This window comes from Cupriavidus oxalaticus (genome assembly GCF_004768545.1).
In the GTDB taxonomy this organism is placed as follows: Bacteria; Pseudomonadota; Gammaproteobacteria; order Burkholderiales; family Burkholderiaceae; genus Cupriavidus; species Cupriavidus oxalaticus_A.
The window spans coordinates 732,986-750,698 of the sequence record NZ_CP038634.1 but is presented as its reverse complement, the minus strand read 5'-3'; the positions used below and the strand labels follow the sequence as shown (position 1 = coordinate 750,698).

General features: G+C 67.0%; 19 protein-coding genes. 9 read left to right on the top strand and 10 right to left on the bottom strand.

Translation table 11 applies throughout. The features are described 5' to 3' along the window. Nucleotides 1-50 precede the first annotated feature (50 nt). On the bottom strand, nucleotides 51-269 hold the full coding sequence (locus E0W60_RS03250) for a hypothetical protein (RefSeq protein WP_135703006.1): 219 nt from the start codon (nucleotides 267-269) through the stop codon (nucleotides 51-53). A 281-nt stretch (nucleotides 270-550) separates the two neighbouring features. Between E0W60_RS03250 and E0W60_RS03245 the strand changes: the two genes are divergently transcribed. The 3 genes from E0W60_RS03245 (at nucleotide 551) to E0W60_RS03235 (ending at nucleotide 1,678) form a co-directional block, all read left to right on the top strand. Further along, nucleotides 551-754 carry a cold-shock protein gene (locus E0W60_RS03245; protein ID WP_135703005.1) on the top strand — a complete coding sequence of 68 codons (204 nt, stop codon included), beginning with the start codon at nucleotides 551-553 and terminating at the stop codon, nucleotides 752-754. 177 nt (nucleotides 755-931) lie between these two features. Further along, nucleotides 932-1,219 carry a hypothetical protein gene (locus tag E0W60_RS03240; RefSeq protein WP_133094263.1) on the top strand — a complete coding sequence of 96 codons (288 nt, stop codon included), beginning with the start codon at nucleotides 932-934 and terminating at the stop codon, nucleotides 1,217-1,219. An 84-nt stretch (nucleotides 1,220-1,303) separates the two neighbouring features. Beyond that, the gene (locus tag E0W60_RS03235) at nucleotides 1,304-1,678 is read left to right on the top strand and encodes a hypothetical protein (protein WP_135703004.1); all 375 of its coding nucleotides are present in this window, start codon (nucleotides 1,304-1,306) and stop codon (nucleotides 1,676-1,678) included. Between the two features lie 62 nt (nucleotides 1,679-1,740). Here the strand turns inward: E0W60_RS03235 and E0W60_RS03230 are convergent, their stop codons facing one another. From E0W60_RS03230 to E0W60_RS03215, 4 genes are all read right to left on the bottom strand, one after another. Continuing rightward, a complete protein-coding gene (locus E0W60_RS03230) occupies nucleotides 1,741-1,995 on the bottom strand; it encodes a translation initiation factor 1 (RefSeq protein WP_135703003.1) in 255 nt (84 codons plus the stop codon). A gap of 80 nt (nucleotides 1,996-2,075) precedes the next feature. Beyond that, complete coding sequence (infA, locus tag E0W60_RS03225; protein WP_133094266.1) at nucleotides 2,076-2,297, bottom strand: translation initiation factor IF-1; 222 nt, start codon at nucleotides 2,295-2,297, stop codon at nucleotides 2,076-2,078. A 73-nt stretch (nucleotides 2,298-2,370) separates the two neighbouring features. Then, on the bottom strand, nucleotides 2,371-2,631 hold the full coding sequence (locus tag E0W60_RS03220; protein ID WP_135703002.1) for an isochorismatase: 261 nt from the start codon (nucleotides 2,629-2,631) through the stop codon (nucleotides 2,371-2,373). 417 nt (nucleotides 2,632-3,048) lie between these two features. Next, nucleotides 3,049-3,957, bottom strand: coding sequence for a LysR family transcriptional regulator (locus E0W60_RS03215; protein ID WP_135703001.1), 909 nt, complete (start codon nucleotides 3,955-3,957; stop codon nucleotides 3,049-3,051). 157 nt (nucleotides 3,958-4,114) lie between these two features. On the opposite strand from E0W60_RS03215, the gene E0W60_RS03210 reads away from it, so the two are divergent. Both E0W60_RS03210 and ycaC read left to right on the top strand, forming a co-directional pair. Beyond that, a complete protein-coding gene (locus tag E0W60_RS03210) occupies nucleotides 4,115-4,792 on the top strand; it encodes an isochorismatase family protein (RefSeq protein ID WP_135703000.1) in 678 nt (225 codons plus the stop codon). 85 nt (nucleotides 4,793-4,877) lie between these two features. Beyond that, a complete protein-coding gene (gene ycaC, locus E0W60_RS03205) occupies nucleotides 4,878-5,504 on the top strand; it encodes an isochorismate family cysteine hydrolase YcaC (protein ID WP_135702999.1) in 627 nt (208 codons plus the stop codon). A 126-nt stretch (nucleotides 5,505-5,630) separates the two neighbouring features. Here the strand turns inward: ycaC and E0W60_RS03200 are convergent, their stop codons facing one another. The 4 genes from E0W60_RS03200 to E0W60_RS03185 form a co-directional block, all read right to left on the bottom strand. Continuing rightward, nucleotides 5,631-6,989, bottom strand: coding sequence for an MFS transporter (locus E0W60_RS03200; RefSeq protein ID WP_135702998.1), 1,359 nt, complete (start codon nucleotides 6,987-6,989; stop codon nucleotides 5,631-5,633). Between the two features lie 32 nt (nucleotides 6,990-7,021). Continuing rightward, nucleotides 7,022-8,626, bottom strand: a complete 1,605-nt coding sequence (locus E0W60_RS03195; protein WP_135702997.1) for a benzoate-CoA ligase family protein — start codon at nucleotides 8,624-8,626, stop codon at nucleotides 7,022-7,024. A gap of 92 nt (nucleotides 8,627-8,718) precedes the next feature. Continuing rightward, nucleotides 8,719-10,266 (bottom strand): 3,4-dehydroadipyl-CoA semialdehyde dehydrogenase, encoded by a 1,548-nt coding sequence (locus E0W60_RS03190; RefSeq protein WP_135702996.1) that lies wholly within the window; start codon nucleotides 10,264-10,266, stop codon nucleotides 8,719-8,721. An 8-nt stretch (nucleotides 10,267-10,274) separates the two neighbouring features. Further along, entirely contained in the window at nucleotides 10,275-10,766 is a 492-nt protein-coding gene (locus tag E0W60_RS03185) for a DUF4863 family protein (protein WP_135702995.1), read from the bottom strand. A gap of 87 nt (nucleotides 10,767-10,853) precedes the next feature. On the opposite strand from E0W60_RS03185, the gene E0W60_RS03180 reads away from it, so the two are divergent. From E0W60_RS03180 to boxA, 4 genes are all read left to right on the top strand, one after another. Continuing rightward, a complete protein-coding gene (locus tag E0W60_RS03180) occupies nucleotides 10,854-11,816 on the top strand; it encodes a helix-turn-helix transcriptional regulator (protein WP_135702994.1) in 963 nt (320 codons plus the stop codon). A gap of 212 nt (nucleotides 11,817-12,028) precedes the next feature. After that, complete coding sequence (boxC, locus tag E0W60_RS03175) at nucleotides 12,029-13,687, top strand: 2,3-epoxybenzoyl-CoA dihydrolase (RefSeq protein ID WP_135702993.1); 1,659 nt, start codon at nucleotides 12,029-12,031, stop codon at nucleotides 13,685-13,687. A gap of 56 nt (nucleotides 13,688-13,743) precedes the next feature. After that, nucleotides 13,744-15,174 (top strand): benzoyl-CoA 2,3-epoxidase subunit BoxB, encoded by a 1,431-nt coding sequence (gene boxB, locus E0W60_RS03170; RefSeq protein ID WP_135702992.1) that lies wholly within the window; start codon nucleotides 13,744-13,746, stop codon nucleotides 15,172-15,174. Between the two features lie 128 nt (nucleotides 15,175-15,302). Next, nucleotides 15,303-16,583 carry a benzoyl-CoA 2,3-epoxidase subunit BoxA gene (gene boxA / locus E0W60_RS03165; protein ID WP_135702991.1) on the top strand — a complete coding sequence of 427 codons (1,281 nt, stop codon included), beginning with the start codon at nucleotides 15,303-15,305 and terminating at the stop codon, nucleotides 16,581-16,583. A gap of 91 nt (nucleotides 16,584-16,674) precedes the next feature. On the opposite strand, the gene paaX is transcribed toward boxA, so the two are convergent. Beyond that, the gene (gene paaX, locus E0W60_RS03160; protein ID WP_133094278.1) at nucleotides 16,675-17,598 is read right to left on the bottom strand and encodes a phenylacetic acid degradation operon negative regulatory protein PaaX; all 924 of its coding nucleotides are present in this window, start codon (nucleotides 17,596-17,598) and stop codon (nucleotides 16,675-16,677) included. Between the last annotated feature and the right edge of the window lie 115 nt (nucleotides 17,599-17,713).

Here is a 17,713-nt window from a genome sequence, read left to right as displayed (position 1 = left end):
CAGCGCCGCAACCCCGGGGACGAGGTCCCCGGGGTTTTTTCTTTTCCGGGCTAAGTGTCCTGTTGTACTTCCCAGCCTTGTTCCGTGCCCTTTTTCTGGTCGCGGTAAGTCCAGCGCGCGCCGCAGTCCTGGCACACAAAGGTGCTGATGGTGATCGCGGCTGACCCGGGCGGCTTGATACGTTGGGTATCGGTAATGCGCAGCGCGGCGTGCCCGGGGGCGCCGCGGCGGTGGCGTTCGATGGCCTGGCAGGCAGTGCAGAGTGTCATCCGTTCTTGTCCGTTCGATGCGGCACTGTAGCATGCACGGACAGCGCGGCCCGCAGCCAGCGCATGCGGCGCTTATTGCCGCAATTTCCTGCCGATCTGCCGAAGTGCATTGACCCTGGGTAGCGGCACCTGTATAAGGGTGGATGCAGGTCTTTCAAGCAGCAATCTCGAAGTCCAGGTGCTTGCCCACACGGCGCCACTTTCTCTCCAAGTTACTTCCTTGATCGTCATGCCTTGCCGGCGCTTTTGCCAGGCAGGAAATACTTTTTGAGGAATCCAGCATGGAAACCGGTACCGTTAAGTGGTTCAACGATTCGAAGGGTTTTGGCTTCATTACGCCTGAAGCAGGCGGCAACGACCTGTTCGCGCACTTCTCCGAAATCCAGGGCAGCGGTTTCAAGTCGCTGCAAGAAGGCCAGAAGGTTCGCTACGTCGCCGGCGTTGGCCAGAAGGGCCCGGCCGCGACCAAGATCGAGCCGATCTGAGTCTGAACGACTGCCATTGCACTGAGCGCCTCGGCGCCGGTTCAGTCAAGAAGCTCCGCCAGCGCGGAGCTTTTTTGTTTTGTGTGGCGCTATCTTGTACCGGCATGAAATAAAGCCACTCTTGACGTTGCAACAGGCGTAGAGTGAGGGGAACACCACCAACCGCCGGAGGCCGACATGGATGTTTATCCAGCTGCGACTTACAAGGGATACGACGTCTATCCCCTGGTGTACAAGCATGCCGTCGCGCGGGTGTGGCCGGAGCCCAGGCCCGACCGCTCCTTCGATGCCGCGGTGGTTATCTGCCTCGCCGGCGAATCGCCTGAAAGCGCGCAGGCACGCACGTTCCGCCTGGATGCCGCCCCCTGGGACAACGTGGGCGGCGCGCGCCGCGGTGCACTGCGCTATGCCGAGGACATCATCAACGGCACGGTGCCTGGGGTGTCGCTGGTCATGGCGCAATAAGAATACTCCTCCGCATCAACGCGGCACGATGCCGCCGGCGCCAGCGTGCGCGGCAGCATCCGTCAGCCAGCAGGGAATTCGTACATGGACATACGTTCGGGATCATCCGGTTTTCTGTGCACGTTGCCCGGCGAGGGCAAGGGCATCACCTACCACGTTGCGGTCTGCTTCATCGATGCGCAGCGGCCCACCGGTGTGCTTTTCACCAGCTTTGTCGGGGTCGGGCGGCGCGCATTCGCCGTGCTGGCCGAAGCCGATGCATTGCCGGACCAGCTTGGCGCCAGCGGCGAAGCGCTGTGCCGGCTGGCCATCGGCCAGGTGGTACGCGACCAGCTGCATGACAAGGCGCGGGAAGGCGACTATGTGCTGGACCTCGGCGCTGCGCCGTGGGACGGCGAACTGAGGCCGGTCGGCAGCGGCGTCCGGGCCGGACGGCCGCATGTGCGCGTAGTGGGCTGAGGCGACGCTCAGGGGCGCTCAGGCCGCTCGTGCCGGCACGCGGCAACACGGCGCGATTCCTGTCAGATCTTGAACACCGGGGCGCCGTGGCGCTCCAGCAGCGCTTCGATCAGCGCCATGTCGGCGATTTCGGGCGTGCGGTCTTCCACCGCGCGCGACGGGCCGCAATAGGTCGCGGTCACGTGGCGCCTGACCGTCAGTACGCCGGCGGCCGGCGGCGCGATCTGTACCTCCTGCCACGGTGAGTGCCGGTAGGTGCCTGCCTGCCAGCCTTCCGGCGTCAGGTGCAGGGCTTCCCATTCTTCGATGGTCGACATGGTCGGTTCTCCTATGCGATGAAATGACGTGTTGGGGTGGCATGCGCCGGTGCGGCACATGCCATGGCGGAAAACGCGGCCTACGACTTGTGTCGATAGTTGATGCGTCCCTTGGTCAGGTCGTACGGCGACATTTCCAGCGTGACGCGGTCGCCGGCCAGCACGCGGATGCGGTTCTTCTTCAGGCGGCCGGACGAATAGGCCCAGACCTCGAACCCGTTTTCCAGCACGACGCGGAAGCGATTGTCCGGCAGCACCTCGGATACCTTGCCGCCAAATTCCACCAGTTCTTCTTTTGCCAAAGAGGCTCCTTGCGAGAGCGGCGCCGGGATGGCGCACGCCGTTGTGACGGCCCGTAGGCCGGAAGATCGGTGGTTACCGCAGGCGCAGCCGCGCCGCGGCGCGTTCCCCGGCACGCCGCGCGGCCAGGCACGCACGGGCTTCGGTGCGGTGCGTGTCGTGGCGCATGGCCACGTTGGCGACGATGCGCTCGGCGCCGTTGCGGTATTCGGCAATCATGTAGGTCGCGAACCAGAGGCCGGGTTCCTGCTGGATCGGATAAACCGAAACGGTGTACGGGTCCTGGCTGAGTCGGTTGTCGAGGCGTTGGTTGTGGTGGTGGTTGTGTGGCTTCAATGTGTTGTCCGTTCAAGAGGCGCGGCCGCGCGCGGCGCGGTGCATCGGTCCGATGCAGGCGGCGCAGGATTGGCGACCGTTCGCCGTTGCTGTAGGCCAGCGTCGGGGCCCGCGCGCGGCGCAGGCAGGGAGTCTGGCGGGAGTGGACCATGCCTGCGCAACCGGTGCGCTGCGAGGGGCGCACCGGTTGCGGAGCGGGCGTGCCGCCGGTCGGATAGGGTGAGGGGCGTTGCCGCCCTGGGAATGCCGGGATCGGGCCCGGCCACCGCCGATGTACTTTTTGTGGGATGGTCCTGCGGCGGGCGCACTGGCGTCGGGCGTTGCCGATCCGTGCGAACGAAACCGAATGATACCACTTCTGGCGCGGGCCGTTCCCGCATGCCGGACAGCGCACGTGGCGCGCGCCCTGCCAGACGCTCAGGTTTCGCTGATCTGCGCGAACCGCTGCGACAGGAAATCGATCAGCTCGCGCACTGAGGGAAGCAGCCCCCGCCGCGACGGGAACACCGCGTGGATCACGCCGCCCTTGATCGACCAGCCGGGCAGCACCCGGACCAGGCGGCCCTCGCGCAGTTCGTCGCTGACCATCATCACCGGCAGTTGCACCAGCCCGGCGCCGGCCACCGCGGCGGTGCGCAGCATGATCATGTCGTCGGTGACCAGCCGGGGCTTGTGGTGCAGTTCGGCGCTGGCGCCGTCGGGGCCGTGCAGCGCCCACACATGCGTGGGGCGCGGCGGACCCAGGTCCAGCGTCGACAGCGGGTTCAGGTCGGCCGGCGTCAGCAGCGGGGGCCGGCCCTCCACCAGCCTGGGGCTGGCGAGGATGCACCAGGCACGCTCGGCCAGCACCCGCATGACCAGGTCGCTGTCGTCCAGCGGCGGCACGCGCACGCGGATAGCCAGGTCCACGCCTTCGGCGACCACGTCCACGCGGCGGTTGGTGGCCTCCAGGTGCACCGTGACCTTAGGGTTGGCGGCCATGAAATCCGCAATCATTTCGCCCACGCGGGTATGCAGCAGCGCCACCGGGCAAGTCATGCGCACCAGGCCGCTGGGTTCGGCGCGAGTGCGCTCGATCACACTCTCGGCGGCCTCCGCCTCGACCAGCATCGCCTTGCAATGCGCGTAGTAGGTCTGCCCCAGTTCGGTCACGGAAAAGCGGCGCGTGGAGCGCTGGATCAGGCGCACGCCCAGCCGCTCTTCCAGCATGGCCACGCGCCGGCTCAGCTTGGACTTGGGGATCCCTAGCTCGCGCCCCGCCGGAGCAAAGCCCTGGTGGTCGACTACCTGCGCAAAGTAATACAGGTCGTTGAGGTCCGGATGCAACGGCGGCTCCTGTCGTCCTGCCAGTAGGACGCTGAGGGCGGATTTTCAAGCCTACCGGGGCAATCTGCCAAGACCTATGCTCTTGCCACACGGTCGGTTCCACGGCGTCGGCGCCACGGCCACCGTATCCCAGTCCACTGTGCAAGGAGAAAGCGAGATGACCACCCCCGCCAATTTCAATGGCAAGCGCCCCGCAATCGATCCCGCCGATACGGCCATGCTGCTGATCGACCACCAGAGCGGCCTGTTCCAGACCGTGGGCGACATGCCGATGCCCGAGCTGCGCCTGCGCGCCGCCGCGCTGGCCAGGATGGCAACGCTGTGCAAGCTGCCCGTCATCACCACGGCCTCGGTGCCGCAAGGCCCCAACGGCCCGCTGATTCCCGAGATCCACGAGAACGCCCCGCATGCCCGGTATGTCGCGCGCAAGGGCGAGATCAACGCGTGGGACAACCCCGACTTCGTTGCCGCGGTGAAGGAAACCGGCAAGAAGACGCTGATCATCGCCGGCACCATCACCAGCGTTTGCATGGCGTTCCCGTCGATCAGCGCGGTCGCCGACGGCTACAGGGTGTTCGCCGTGGTCGATGCCTCCGGCACCTATTCCAAGATGGCGCAGGAAATCACGCTGGCGCGCATCGTCCAGGCCGGCGTGGTGCCGATGGATACCGCCGCGGTCGCCTCCGAGTTGCAGCAGAGCTGGAACCGCCCGGACGCGCAGCAATGGGCCGAGGTCTATACTAAGATCTTCCCCGCCTACCAGTTGCTGATCGAGAGCTACATGAAGGCGCAGGACGTCGAGAAGAAGCACGAGGTGCTGGACTCCCAACGCTGACATTCTTCGCACAGGCAAGGCTTTTACCCACGGAAGCGGCCGGTGAGAAATCCTCCGGCCGTGCCCGTTTTCACAGGAGCACGCCATGAGCAAGACCTACAAGCGCCTGGACAAGAGCCAGGCAGCTGTCCTGATGGTCGACCACCAGGCCGGCCTGCTGTCGCTGGTCCGGGATATCGAACCCGACAAATTCAAGAACAACGTGCTGGCATTGGCCGACCTGGCCAAGTATTTCAAGCTGCCGACCATCCTGACCACCAGCTTCGAAGACGGCCCCAACGGTCCGCTGGTGCCCGAGCTGAAGCAGATGTTCCCCGACGCGCCGTTCATCCCGCGGCCGGGCCAGATCAATGCCTGGGACAACGAAGACTTTGTCGCGGCGGTGCGCGCCACCGGCAAGAAGCAGCTGCTGATCGCGGGCGTGGTCACGGAGGTGTGCGTGGCATTCCCGGCGCTCTCGGCGATCGAGGAAGGCTTCGACGTCTTTGTCGTGACCGATGCCTCCGGCACCTTCAACGAAATCACGCGCGATTCCGCGTGGCGCCGCATGTCGGAGGCCGGCGCGCAGCTGATGACGTGGTTCGGCGTGGCCTGCGAGCTGCACCGCGACTGGCGCAACGATATCGAGGGACTGGGCACGCTGTTCTCGAACCATATCCCCGATTACCGCAACCTGATCACGGCATATACGACGGTGAAGGGCGGGAAATAATCCGCATTGCCTGCAGGACTGCCGGTTTGCTCCCCTCCCGCTTGCGGGAGAGGGCAGGGGAGAGGGGCAGGGGGAGAGGGCAGGCCGTGGGTATGCCCGTGGATGTGCCGACGGGCGAGATAACACTCAAGCCTGCTTCACCGCGCCCCCCACTGGCTCCCGCTCGACCTCGCCCTGCGCCGAGGCCGACCGGCGGTGGTCGATCAGCGACACCGCCAGCACCGCGATCACCGCCGGGATCGCGATCGCCATGAAGTTCTGCTGCAGCGGCAGCGACATCCCCACCAGCACGCCGATCACGATCGGCGCCAGGATCGCGCCGCTGCGGCCCACGCCCGAGGCCCAGCCGATGCCCGTGCCGCGCACCGCCATGGGGTAGAACTGGCCGGCATAGGCATAGGTGACGATCTGCGTGCCGATGGTCGAGGCACCGGCCAGTCCCACCACCACGAACAGCGCGGCGGTCGGCATCGGGTAGCCCAGCAGCGTGATCGAGATCGCTGCCAGCGCGTACATGCCGATCAGCACATGCTTGATCGGCAGGCGGTCGGCCAGCCAGCCGCCGCCCACGGCGCCGATCATCGCTCCGAAGTTCAGCACCAGCACGAAGGTCAGCGCGGAGCCCAGGCTGTAGCCGGCGGCGGCCATCAGCTTGGTCAGCCACGAGCTGAGCGCATACACCATGAACAGGCACATGAAGAACGCCACCCAGAACATGGCCGTGCTGAAGCCGCGGCCGTCCTGGAACAGGCGGCGGATCGGCGCGCTGCCTGACTTGTCGTCGGCGGGCAGCGTGAAGACGTCGCCGGCCTGCGGGCGGTGCGATGGCACCAGCCGTGCTACCACGCCCTGCAGCGTGGCGGTCTGCCTGGTGCGGATCAGGTAGGGCATCGACTCCGGCAGCGCGCGCAGCACCAGCGGAACCAGCAGCACCGGCAGCCCCGCGGCCAGGAACACCGACTGCCAGCCATAGCTTTCGATCAGCCCCTTGCCCAGCAGCGCGGCCAGCATGCCGCCGACCGAATAGCCGCTGAACATCAGCGTCACCAGCGTGCCGCGCAGCTTGCGCGGCGAGTACTCGGTCATCTGCGCCACCACGTTGGGCATCACGCCGCCGATACCCAGCCCCGCCAGGAAGCGCGTGACGCTGAACGCGACCGGATCGCTGGCAAGGCCCGCGGCCGCGGTGAACACGCTGAACAGCCCGATGCAGATGGCGATGGCGCGCCGGCGGCCGATACGGTCGGCAATGGTACCGAGGAAGATCGCGCCGAACATCATGCCGAACAGCGCGGAACTGACCATGAAGCCCGCGCTGGTCGCGGTGACGCCCATCTCCTTCATGATCGACGGCAGCGCGATGCCGGCGACGGCCAGGTCATAGCCGTCGAAGATGATGATGAGCGCGCACCAGAACAGGATTTGCGCATGGAAGCGGTTGAAGCGGGCCTCGTCGGCCAGCTGGTGGACATCGATCTGACGCATGGTTGTCTCCGGTAGGGTGGGATGGCGCGTGCTTACGCCACTGCTATGGCGCGCTCTGCGGCGGCCTTCAGTTCGCGCTCGCGCAGCACGAAGCGCTGGATCTTGCCCGTGGCGGTCTTGGGCAGCGTGTCGACGAATTCGATCGCACGCGGGTATTTGTACGCGGCCAGCCGCTCCTTGACGAAGGCCTTCAGCTCGCCGTCGCCCAGCTGCGCGCCGGCCTTCAGCACCACGAAGGCCTTGGTCTTGACCAGCCCTTCCTGGTCCGGCACGCCGATCACCGCGGCCTCCAGCACGGCGGGATGCTGCACCAGCGTGGCCTCGACCTCAAACGGCGAGACGTAGATGCCGCTGACCTTGAGCATGTCGTCGCTGCGGCCGGCGTAGCTGTAGCTGCCGTCCGCGTTGCGCACGTACTTGTCGCCGCTCTTGGTCCAGCCGCCGCGGAAGGTCTCGCGCGATTTCTCGCGGTCGGCCCAGTACATCATCGCGGCGCTGGGGCCCTGGATATAGAGATCGCCGATCTCGCCGTCGGCAACGGGCTGGCCGCATTCGTCGCGCAGCTCGATGGCGTAGCCCGTCACCGGCCAGCCCGTGGTGCCGTAGCGCACCTGACCGGGGCGGTTGGAAAGAAAGATATGCAGCATCTCGGTGGAGCCGATGCCGTCGATGATCTCGCAGCCGAAATGCGCGGTGAAGCGCTGGCCGATCTCGGCGGGCAACGCTTCGCCGGCCGACGAGCACAGCCGCAGCGCCACGTCGGCGCGCGCGGGCAGCGCGGGGTTGGCCAGCATGCCGGCGTAGCCGGTGGGCGCGCCGAAGAACACCGTGGGTTTGTGTTCCAGCCAGCGGCGGAAGGTGGCCTCGGGCGTGGGCCGCTCGGCCATCAGCACCACCGTTGCGCCAACGCTCAACGGAAAGCTCAGGCCATTGCCGAGGCCGTAGGCGAAATACAGCTTGGCCGCGGAGAAGCAGATGTCGTCCTCGCGCAGGCCCAGCACCGGGCCGGCATAGAGCGCGGCGGTCCAGTACGGGTTGCCGTGGCTGTGCACCACGCCCTTGGGCTGTCCGGTCGAGCCTGACGAATACAGCCAGAAGCCCGGATCGTCGCAACTGGTCGCGGCGGGCGCGGCGAGCGGGGTTTGCGCGGCGAGCACCGTGTCGAGCGGCACCATGCCCTCGGGCAACTGCCCTTGCGCGCGCGACACGAACACCTTGCCCACCTCATGCCCGGGCACCGCCAGCGCGTCCCGCAGCACCGGCAGCAGCGCCGCCGACACCAGTACCGCCTGCGCGCGGCTGTGCTGCAGCATGTAGACGTAGTCATCCGCGGTCAGCAGCGTGTTGACCGCCACCGGCACGACACCGGCGTACATCGCACCCAAAAAGCTCACGGGCCAGTCGGTGCAGTCGTGCATCAGCAGCAGCACGCGTTCCTCGCGGCGCACGCCGGCGCCGAGCAGCGCGGCGGCCAGGCGCCGCGCCTGCTGCGCCAGCTCGCCGTAGGTAAGCCGGCCATCGTCATCGATATAAGCGGTCTTGTCCGGGCGCCCGGCATTGCACGCCAGCAGGTGCGCGGCAAAGTTGAAGGACGCGCCCGGCGGCTGCACCGGGACGTCTGCGGTGGTGGCGGTCATGCTTGTCTCCCCGTTACTGGTGTACGGTGTGCTGCGCGCCGCCATGCGAGGACGGCGCGGTGAAGGAGGGTGAAGGCGTGTGGAACCGGCGCTCAGGCCAGCGTGCCAAGTACCTCGGTGCTGGCCTGGATCGCGCTGCGGCGATGGTAGAAATGCAGCGCGCGCAGGCCGCCCAGCTCCTCGCCGCCGCCGGCGCGGCCGGGGCCGCCATGCAGCGATTGCGGCATCACGTTGCCGTGGCCGGTGTGCAGCTGCGCGACGTCGGGAGAGATCACATGCACGCGGCCGTGGCTGTCGGCCAGTTCGACCGCGGCGGCGCCGAGCGCAGCGGCATCGCTGCCATAGAGCGAGGCCACCAGCGAACCCTGGCCGCGGCGCACCAGTGCGAGCGCATGCGGGGTATCGCGATAGGGCAGAAGCGTGGCGACCGGGCCAAATACTTCGGTGTCATGCACCGCCGCGGCCGCATCGGCATCGCTGGCGCCGAGCAGCGTCGGCCCGAGGCAGCAGGCCACGGCCGGATCGGCGTCGACCAGCGGCTGCCGCGTGCCGTCGTGCAGCACCTGCGCGTGCCGGCGCAATGCCGCCAGCGCCGCGGTGACCGCATCGAACTGCGCGCGGCTGACCAGCGCGCCCATGCGCACCGAGTCGTTGCGTGGATTGCCGACGATGACTTTCGAAAGCCGCGCGCCGATCGCTTCGGCGGCCTGCCCGTAGAGCGCCTCGGGCACGAACACGCGGCGGATCGCAGTGCACCTCTGCCCGGACTTGACCGTCATCTCGCGCACCACTTCTTTCACCAGCAGCTCGAACGCGGCGGTGTCCGGCCCCGCCTGCGGCAGCAGCACCGCGCTGTTGATGCTGTCCGCCTCGATATTCACGCGCACCGAGCGTTGCGCGATGGCCGGATGCGAGCGGATCACCGCCGCGGTATCGGCCGAGCCGGTGAACGACACCACGTCGAACGGCTGCAACTGGTCCAGCAATCCCGCCGAGCTGCCGCAGACGACCGACAGCGCGCCCGCCGGCAGCACGCCGGCCTCGACCACGTCGCGCACCATGCGCTGCGTCAGCCAGGCCGTGGCGGTGGCGGGCTTGGCGATGACCGGCACGCCGGCCAGCAGCGCGGGCGCAGCCTTCTCCCACAGTCCCCAGCCCGGGAAGTTGAAGGCATTGATAAACAGCGCCACGCCGCGCGTCGGCACCAGCACGTGCTGCGACTGGAACAGCGGATCCTTGCCCAGTCGCGCGGCCTCGCCGTCGGGCAGGAAGCGGCGGTCGCCGAGCGCATCGCCCAGCTTGGCATAGGTGCCCAGCGTAAAGATGCCGCCATCGATATCGACCGCGGAGTCGTTCTTCACGGTGCCGCTGTTCGCGGTGGCAATCTCGTAATAGGCATCGCGGTTGGCCTGCAGCACCTTGACGATGTCGGCCAGCAGCGCGGCGCGCTGTCGGTAGGTCAGCGCGCGCAGCGCGGCACCGCCCTGTTCGCGCGCGAAGGCAAAGCCGGCGGCGAGATCCAGGCCGGCCGCATCGACCCGCACCAGTTCATCGCCCAGCACGGGATCGAACAGCGGCGTGCCGGCACCGCTGCCGGCCTGCCACTTGCCGCCGAGGTAGTTGGAAAGCAGTTCGGTCATGGCGGTCCTTAGCGGGTGGAGTCGCGGGTGAAGTCGATCAGGCCTTCCGGCAGCAGGTAGAGCACCAGCGCGCGGCCGTTGCTGACAGTGGGGCGGTGCGCGCTGCCCGCCGGGCATACCAGCCAGCCGGCGGGGCGGCCGTCGAATTGCGCATTGCTGCCGTCCAGCGGCATGATCAGGTCGATCTCGCCATTGGGATGCGTATGGTGCGGACCGGCAATGTCCTGCATGTCGACCACATCGACTGAAAATCCGTGCAGGTCGTCGGCGGGCTTGAAGATGCGGCCGTAACGGATGCCGCCGCCTTCGCGGTCGCACAACCAGCCTTCGGCCACGCCGGCCTCGCAGCTCGCCTTCAGTTGTTGGTAGGTAGCGCTGCCGGCGCCGTGCTCGGCATTGAGCCACGCGTCCAGCGCGGTATCGAGCGGCCGGCCGGCAAGCTGCGCGGTAAGTTGCGCAATCTGCTCGCGGAAATGCTTTGGAGAGAGGGTGAGGGACATCCAGGGGGCTCCGTCTGATTCAGCCATTGCTATCGAAGGCTTCATGCATTATTGTGCATGTATGAAAAATAGGACCACCGAGAAATCATGTCAAGCACTATATTGCATGAATCTGGGTTAACCCGGGATGAACGCCTGCAAGATGATTCAGGCGCGGCGGCCGCCAACGGCGCCGAGAAAAACCCCTTCCTGGTGGCGCTGGGCGAGCGCGTGCGCGACCTGCGCGCGCGCCGCGGCCTGACGCGCAAGGCGGCGGCGCAGGCGGCCGGGGTGTCGGAGCGGCACCTGGCCAACCTGGAATATGGCAGCGGCAACGCGTCGATCCTGGTGCTGCAGCACATTGCCGACGCGCTGCAGTGCTCGCTGGCCGGGCTGCTGGGCGACGTCACCACGTCCTCGCCGGAATGGATCCTGCTGCGCGAGTTGCTGGAGCACCGCGACGAAGCCACGCTGCGGCGCGTGCGCATCGCCGTGGGCGAGATGCTCGGCACCGGCGGCGAGAATGCCGCGCAGGCGGCGCGCAGCCCGCGCGTGGCGCTGATCGGCCTGCGCGGCGCCGGCAAGACCACGCTGGGCGGCATGCTGGCCGAGGACCTGGATTTCCCGTTCGTCGAACTGAGCCGCGAAATCGAGAAGTTCGCCGGCTGCAGCATTGCCGAGATCCAGGGGCTGTACGGCATGAACGCCTACCGCCGCTACGAGCGCCGGGCGGTGGAAGAGGCCATCCAGATCTATCCCGAAGCCGTCATCGCCACGCCGGGCGGCCTGGTGTCCGACCCGGCCACCTTCAACCTGCTGCTGGCCCACTGCACCACGGTCTGGCTGCAGGCCGACGCGGAAGACCATATGGAGCGGGTGCGGGCGCAGGGCGACTTCCGCCCGATGGCCGCGAGCAGGGAGGCGATGGAAGACCTGCGCCACATCCTGGCCGGCCGCGCCGCGTTCTATTCCAAGGCGGAGTTCTCGCTGAATACCAGCGCGCAGCCGCTGGAGCCAACCTTCGCGGCGCTGCGCGAGCTGGTGCGCTCGGCGTTGCAGATGCCGGGCTGAGGGTTCGCCCGTCACCCGGGGTGTAATCCCCGCAATTTCCGACTGCGTGCCCCTCTCCCGCCTGCGGGGAGCAAGCCGGTCGGGTGCGTTTTCCGTCCCTCCTAAAAATCTGCACAATAGTGCTTGCATAAAATCTGAACGATGAACTATAGTTCGCCTCACCAGATTCCAGTTCATGCACTATGGTGCAGTTCCACCGAGGAGACACCGCCGTGACCACCGCCCCCCGCGTCGAGTACCAGACCACCCCCGCCCAGTACAAGCACCTGAAGCTGAAGTTCGAAGGCCCTGTCGCCACGCTGGCGGTGGATATCGACGAGAACGCCGGCCTGCGTCCGGGCTACAAGCTCAAGCTGAACAGCTACGACCTCGGCGTCGATATCGAGCTGAACGATGCGCTCAACCGCATCCGCTTCGAACACCCCGAAGTGCGCACCGTGGTCGTCACCAGCGGCAAGGACAAGGTGTTCTGCTCGGGCGCCAATATCTTCATGCTCGGCGTCAGCAGCCATGCGTGGAAGGTCAACTTCTGCAAGTTCACCAACGAGACCCGCAACGGCATCGAAGACTCGTCGCAATACAGCGGCCTGAAGTTCCTGGCCGCGGTCAACGGCGCCTGCGCCGGCGGCGGCTATGAACTGGCGCTCGCCTGCGACGAGATCCTGCTGGTGGACGACCGCTCGTCCGCGGTGAGCCTGCCGGAAGTGCCGCTGCTGGGCGTGCTGCCGGGCACCGGCGGCCTGACCCGCGTGACCGACAAGCGCCACGTGCGCCACGACCTCGCCGATATCTTCTGCACCACCACCGAAGGCGTGCGCGGCCAGCGCGCCAAGGACTGGCGGCTGGTCGACGATATCGCCAAGCCGGCGGTGTTCGCGCAGAAGGTGCAGGAGCGCGCGCTGGCGCTGGCAGCGCAGAGCGACCGCCCGGCCGATGCGCAGGGCGTCGCGCTCGCGCCGATCGAGCGGAGCATCGAAGCCGATGCGCTGCGCTACACGCATGTGACGGTCGAGATCGACCGCGCCGGCCGCACCGCCACCTTCACGGTGAAGGCGCCCACCGGTGCGCAGCCGCAGGATATTGAAGCGATTGTCGCCGCCGGCGCCAGCTGGTACCCGCTGCAACTGGCGCGCGAACTGGAAGACGCGATCCTGTCGATGCGCACCAATGAGCTGGACATCGGCACCTGGCTGATCAAGACCAGCGGCGATGCCGCCGCGGTGCTGGCCACCGACGCCACGCTGCTGGCGCACAAGGACCACTGGTTCGTGCGCGAGACCATCGGCCTGCTGCGCCGCACGCTGAGCCGCCTTGACGTGTCGTCGCGCAGCCTGTTCGCGCTGATCGAGCCGGGCTCCTGCTTTGCCGGCACCTTCCTGGAACTGGCGCTGGCCTGCGACCGCAGCTACCACCTGGCGCTGCCCGACGACGAGGCGCGCGCGCCGAAGATTACCGTGGCCGAAGTCAATTTCGGCCTGTACCCGATGGCCACCGGCCAGAGCCGACTGGGACGGCGCTTCTACGACGAACAGCCCGCGCTCGATGCCGTGCGCGCAAAGGCCGGCCAGCCGCTCGATGCCGACGCCGCCTGGGCGCTGGGACTGGTCACCGCCAACCCCGACGATATCGACTGGACCGACGAAGTCCGCATCGCGCTGGAAGAGCGCGTGGCGATGTCGCCCGACGCGCTCACCGGCATGGAGGCCAACCTGCGCTTCAACGGCCAGGAAAACATGTTCACCCGCATTTTCGGCCGCCTGACCGCGTGGCAGAACTGGATCTTCCAGCGCCCCAACGCCGTCGGCGACAAGGGGGCGCTCAAGGTCTACGGCAAGGGCGACAAGGCCGCCTTCGACTGGAACCGCGTCTGATCCCGCACCCACCGCGAACCCAACGACAACCGAATCGTCCTCCCCAGGAGACCACCATGTCCGGCATCAACTACAGCGACAAGATCCCCAACAACGTCAACCTGAGCGAAGACCGCACCCTGCAGCGCGCGCTCGAGCAGTGGCAGCCCAACTACCTGAGCTGGTGGAACGACATGGGCCCGGAAGGGTCGCACACCCATGACATCTACCTGCGCACCGCGATCAGCGTCGATCCGCAGGGCTGGGCCCACTTCGGCCACGTCAAGATGCCGGACTATCGCTGGGGCATCTTCCTGAACCCGGCCGAGGCCAACCGCAAGATCCACTTCGGCGATCACAAGGGCGAAGACGCGTGGCAGGACATTCCCGGGGAATATCGCGCCAACCTGCGCCGCATCATCGTGACGCAAGGCGATACCGAGCCGGCATCGGTGGAGCAGCAGCGGCGCCACCTGGGCCTGACCGCCCCCAGCATGTACGACCTGCGCAACCTGTTCCAGGTGAACGTGGAAGAGGGCCGCCACCTGTGGGCCATGGTCTACCTGCTGCACAAGTACTTCGGCCGCGACGGCCGCGAAGAAGGCGAAGCGCTACTGGAGCGCCGCAGCGGCCAGCAGGACAACCCGCGCATCCTGCAGGCGTTCAACGAACAGACGCCCGACTGGCTGTCGTTCTTCATGTTCACCTACTTCACCGACCGCGACGGCAAGTTCCAGCTGTGCGCGCTGGCCGAGAGCGCCTTCGACCCGCTGGCACGGACCACCAGGTTCATGCTGACCGAGGAAGCGCACCACATGTTCGTCGGCGAGAGCGGCGTGTCGCGCGTGATCCAGCGCACCTGCCAGGTGATGAACGAGCTGAAGACCGACGACCCGGCAAAGCTGCGCGCCGCCGGCGTGATCGACCTGCCGACCATCCAGCGCTACCTGAACTTCCACTACAGCGTCACCATCGACCTGTTCGGCGCCGATGAGTCGAGCAACGCCGCCACCTTCTACAGCACCGGCCTGAAGGGCCGCTACGAAGAAGGCAAGCGCATGGACGACCACGTGCTCAAGGGCCAGACCTACCGCATCCTGCAGGCGCAGAACGGCCAGCTGACCGAGAAGGAAGTGCCGATGCTGAACGCGCTCAACGAGGTGCTGCGCGACGACTACATCAAGGACAGCATGGCCGGCGTCGAGCGCTGGAACAAGGTGATCGAGAAGGCCGGCATCCCGTTCCGCCTGAAGGTGCCGCACAAGGCCTTCCACCGCAATATCGGCGCGCTCGCCGGTGTGAAGGTATCGCCCGACGGCCGCGTGGTCTCCGACGCCGAATGGCGCGATTTCCGCGACCAGTGGCTGCCCACCGAAGGCGACCGCGCTTTCGTCGCCAGCCTGATGGGCCGCGTGGTCGAGCCCGGCAAGTTCGCCAACTGGATCGCGCCGCCGGTCATGGGCATCAATCGCCAGCCGGTGGATTTCGAGTACGTGCGGTTTAACTGAGCCACGGCGTCATCAACCGCGTTCGGTTTGCTCCCCTCTCCCACTGCGCGGGAGAGGGGAGCGTCCGCGGCGGGCCTCGGCAAGCTCAAGCGCAGTGCCCGCGAAGCACTCTGATTCTGGAGACCGCCATGGACATGGCAGAAATTCAAGTCATCAAGCAGCACCTGATCGATCCCGAGATCTGCATCCGCTGCAACACCTGCGAAGCCACCTGCCCGGTGGGCGCGATCACCCATGACTCGCGCAACTACGTGGTCGACGCCGACAAGTGCAACCTGTGCATGGCCTGCATTGCCCCGTGTCCGACCGGCTCGATCGACAACTGGCGCGACATGCCGAAACTGCGCGCCTACAGCATCGAAGAACAGCTGACCTGGGACACGCTGCCCGCAGAGCTTTCGCCCGAGCAACTGGCCGACCTGGCCCCCGGCGCCGGAACGCAGACCGCCGCTCCGGAGATTCCCGCCACGTCGCCGCTCGCCGGCACCGGCGAAGATACCTTCAACAGCGCGCGCTACGGCGCCACCGTGCCCCCCTGGTCCGCCGCGCATGCCTACACCAACCTCTATGGCGCCAAGTCCGCGCACAAGACCATCACCGCCACGGTGACCGGCAACGTGCGCGTGACCGAAGTCGGCCGTGAATACGACACGCACCACATCGTGCTGGATTTCGGCGCGACGCCGTTCCCGGTGCTCGAAGGGCAGTCGATCGGCATCGTGCCCCCGGGCACCGACGCCGGCGGCCGCCCGCACCACGCGCGCCAGTACTCCATCGCCAGCGCGCGCAACGGCGAGCGGCCGGGCTACAACAACCTGTCGCTGACAATCAAGCGCGTGCTGCAGGACCACGACGGCAACCCCGTGCGCGGCGTCGGCTCGAACTACATGTGCGACCTGAAGGTGGGCGACAAGGTGGAAGTGATCGGGCCGTTCGGCGCCAGCTTCCTGATGCCCAACCATCCGCGCTCGAACATCGTGATGATCTGCACGGGCACCGGCAGCGCGCCGATGCGGGCGATGACCGAATGGCGCCGGCGGCTGCGCAAGGCCGGCAAGTTCGATGGCGGCAAGCTGATGCTGTTCTTCGGCGCGCGCAGCAAGGAAGAGCTGCCGTACTTCGGGCCGCTGCAGAACCTGCCGAAGGATTTCATCGACATCAACCTGGCGTTTTCGCGCACGCCGGGGCAGCCCAAGCGCTATGTGCAGGACCTGATGCGCGAACGCGCGGCCGACCTCGTGGCGCTACTGGCTTCAGCGGATACGTACTTCTATGTCTGCGGGCTGAAGAGCATGGAGGAGGGCGTGGTGCTGGCCTTGCGCGATGTGGCGCAGCAGGCGGGCCTGCATTGGGAAGCGCTGGCTGAAGGGCTGAAGCGAGAAGGGCGGTTGCATCTGGAGACGTACTGAAGGCGAGGCGTCGCAGATAGCGCCATCGCCGCTCGCACAGGCTCCCCTCGCCCGCTTGCGGGGGAGCAAACCGGCGGCCTTCGCCGGGATGTCAGGCATGCTTGAACCGCTTGCGCAATTCGTTGGACGCATCGGCCAACCCGCCCTCCGCCACCTCCACCACCTCATGCAGGTACTTCTCGCTCGCCTCCAGCAACGCCCCATACATCCCACTACACATCCCCCGCGCCGTCCGCCCCGGCCAGTCCTGCGGCAGCAGCGCCTCCGGCAGGTTCGGGTCGCGCAGCAGCACGCGCCGGTATTCATGGACCAGCAGCGTCCGGACAAAGAAGGCATCCACCGGCGGCAAGTCTGCCGCTTCGTCCGCCAGCGGTGAAAACCGCCGCAGCAGCGCCTGCCACGCGTGCGCCACATCGCCCAGCTTGAAGGTCTGGTGCATCAGCGCCTGCAGCGGGCGCAGCGAGAACGCCTCCAGGCTGCTCGCCTCCATCACTGCCACATACTCCTGCGCGCGCGCCGCCTGGACGATCTCGCGCAGCGAGGCCAGGTCCGCGTTGGGGTGCGCCAGCACGCCCGGCGCGATGGCGCCGAAGCCTTCCCACAGCAATTCGCGCTTCAGCTTCTGCCGGATGGTGGCGCGTACGTCACCGCGCACCAGCACCATGGTCCAGCGGCCGTCCCAGGCAGGCGCCTCGCCGGCATAAATGCGCTTGCCGGCGTGCAGCATGCGCTGCAGGCCGGCCTCCGACAGCCCGTAGTAGCTGCGCCGCCCGATCCGGGTCGCGGCCAGCCAGTCGTCCGCCGCAAGGCGGAAAGTGGCCGTGCGCACCAGCCTGTCATTGATGCCGAACGGCGCCGCGAGGCGGATCAGGCTGCCCAGCCAGATCGCCTGTGGCCGCGGCGCCACCACGTCGCCGAACAGCGTCGACAGCATGGCATTGGCCCCGAGCTTCAGGCCGCGTGCCAGCCGGGCAATGCGCGGGGAGGGCAGTTCCGGAGCCGGGGAAAGCGCCATGATGGTTCTCGAAAGTGATACACATTCGTCGATTGCTTGAATCAAATTGTATCACTACCATCCATTGCAACTGACGAGCTTGATGCAAATCAAGCGCCCGTCAAGCTTCAGACAA

Bases quoted from the DNA above. Each gene is read 5' to 3' on its own strand.
- E0W60_RS03250 (WP_135703006.1), bottom strand. From the start codon at position 269: ATGACACTCTGCACTGCCTGCCAGGCCATCGAACGCCACCGCCGCGGC.
- E0W60_RS03245 (WP_135703005.1), top strand. From the start codon at position 551: ATGGAAACCGGTACCGTTAAGTGGTTCAACGATTCGAAGGGTTTTGGC.
- E0W60_RS03240 (WP_133094263.1), top strand. From the start codon at position 932: ATGGATGTTTATCCAGCTGCGACTTACAAGGGATACGACGTCTATCCC.
- E0W60_RS03235 (WP_135703004.1), top strand. From the start codon at position 1,304: ATGGACATACGTTCGGGATCATCCGGTTTTCTGTGCACGTTGCCCGGC.
- E0W60_RS03230 (WP_135703003.1), bottom strand. From the start codon at position 1,995: ATGTCGACCATCGAAGAATGGGAAGCCCTGCACCTGACGCCGGAAGGC.
- E0W60_RS03210 (WP_135703000.1), top strand. From the start codon at position 4,115: ATGACCACCCCCGCCAATTTCAATGGCAAGCGCCCCGCAATCGATCCC.
- ycaC (WP_135702999.1), top strand. From the start codon at position 4,878: ATGAGCAAGACCTACAAGCGCCTGGACAAGAGCCAGGCAGCTGTCCTG.
- E0W60_RS03200 (WP_135702998.1), bottom strand. From the start codon at position 6,989: ATGCGTCAGATCGATGTCCACCAGCTGGCCGACGAGGCCCGCTTCAAC.
- E0W60_RS03195 (WP_135702997.1), bottom strand. From the start codon at position 8,626: ATGACCGCCACCACCGCAGACGTCCCGGTGCAGCCGCCGGGCGCGTCC.
- E0W60_RS03190 (WP_135702996.1), bottom strand. From the start codon at position 10,266: ATGACCGAACTGCTTTCCAACTACCTCGGCGGCAAGTGGCAGGCCGGC.
- E0W60_RS03185 (WP_135702995.1), bottom strand. From the start codon at position 10,766: ATGTCCCTCACCCTCTCTCCAAAGCATTTCCGCGAGCAGATTGCGCAA.
- E0W60_RS03180 (WP_135702994.1), top strand. From the start codon at position 10,854: ATGTCAAGCACTATATTGCATGAATCTGGGTTAACCCGGGATGAACGC.
- boxB (WP_135702992.1), top strand. From the start codon at position 13,744: ATGTCCGGCATCAACTACAGCGACAAGATCCCCAACAACGTCAACCTG.
- boxA (WP_135702991.1), top strand. From the start codon at position 15,303: ATGGACATGGCAGAAATTCAAGTCATCAAGCAGCACCTGATCGATCCC.
- paaX (WP_133094278.1), bottom strand. From the start codon at position 17,598: ATGGCGCTTTCCCCGGCTCCGGAACTGCCCTCCCCGCGCATTGCCCGG.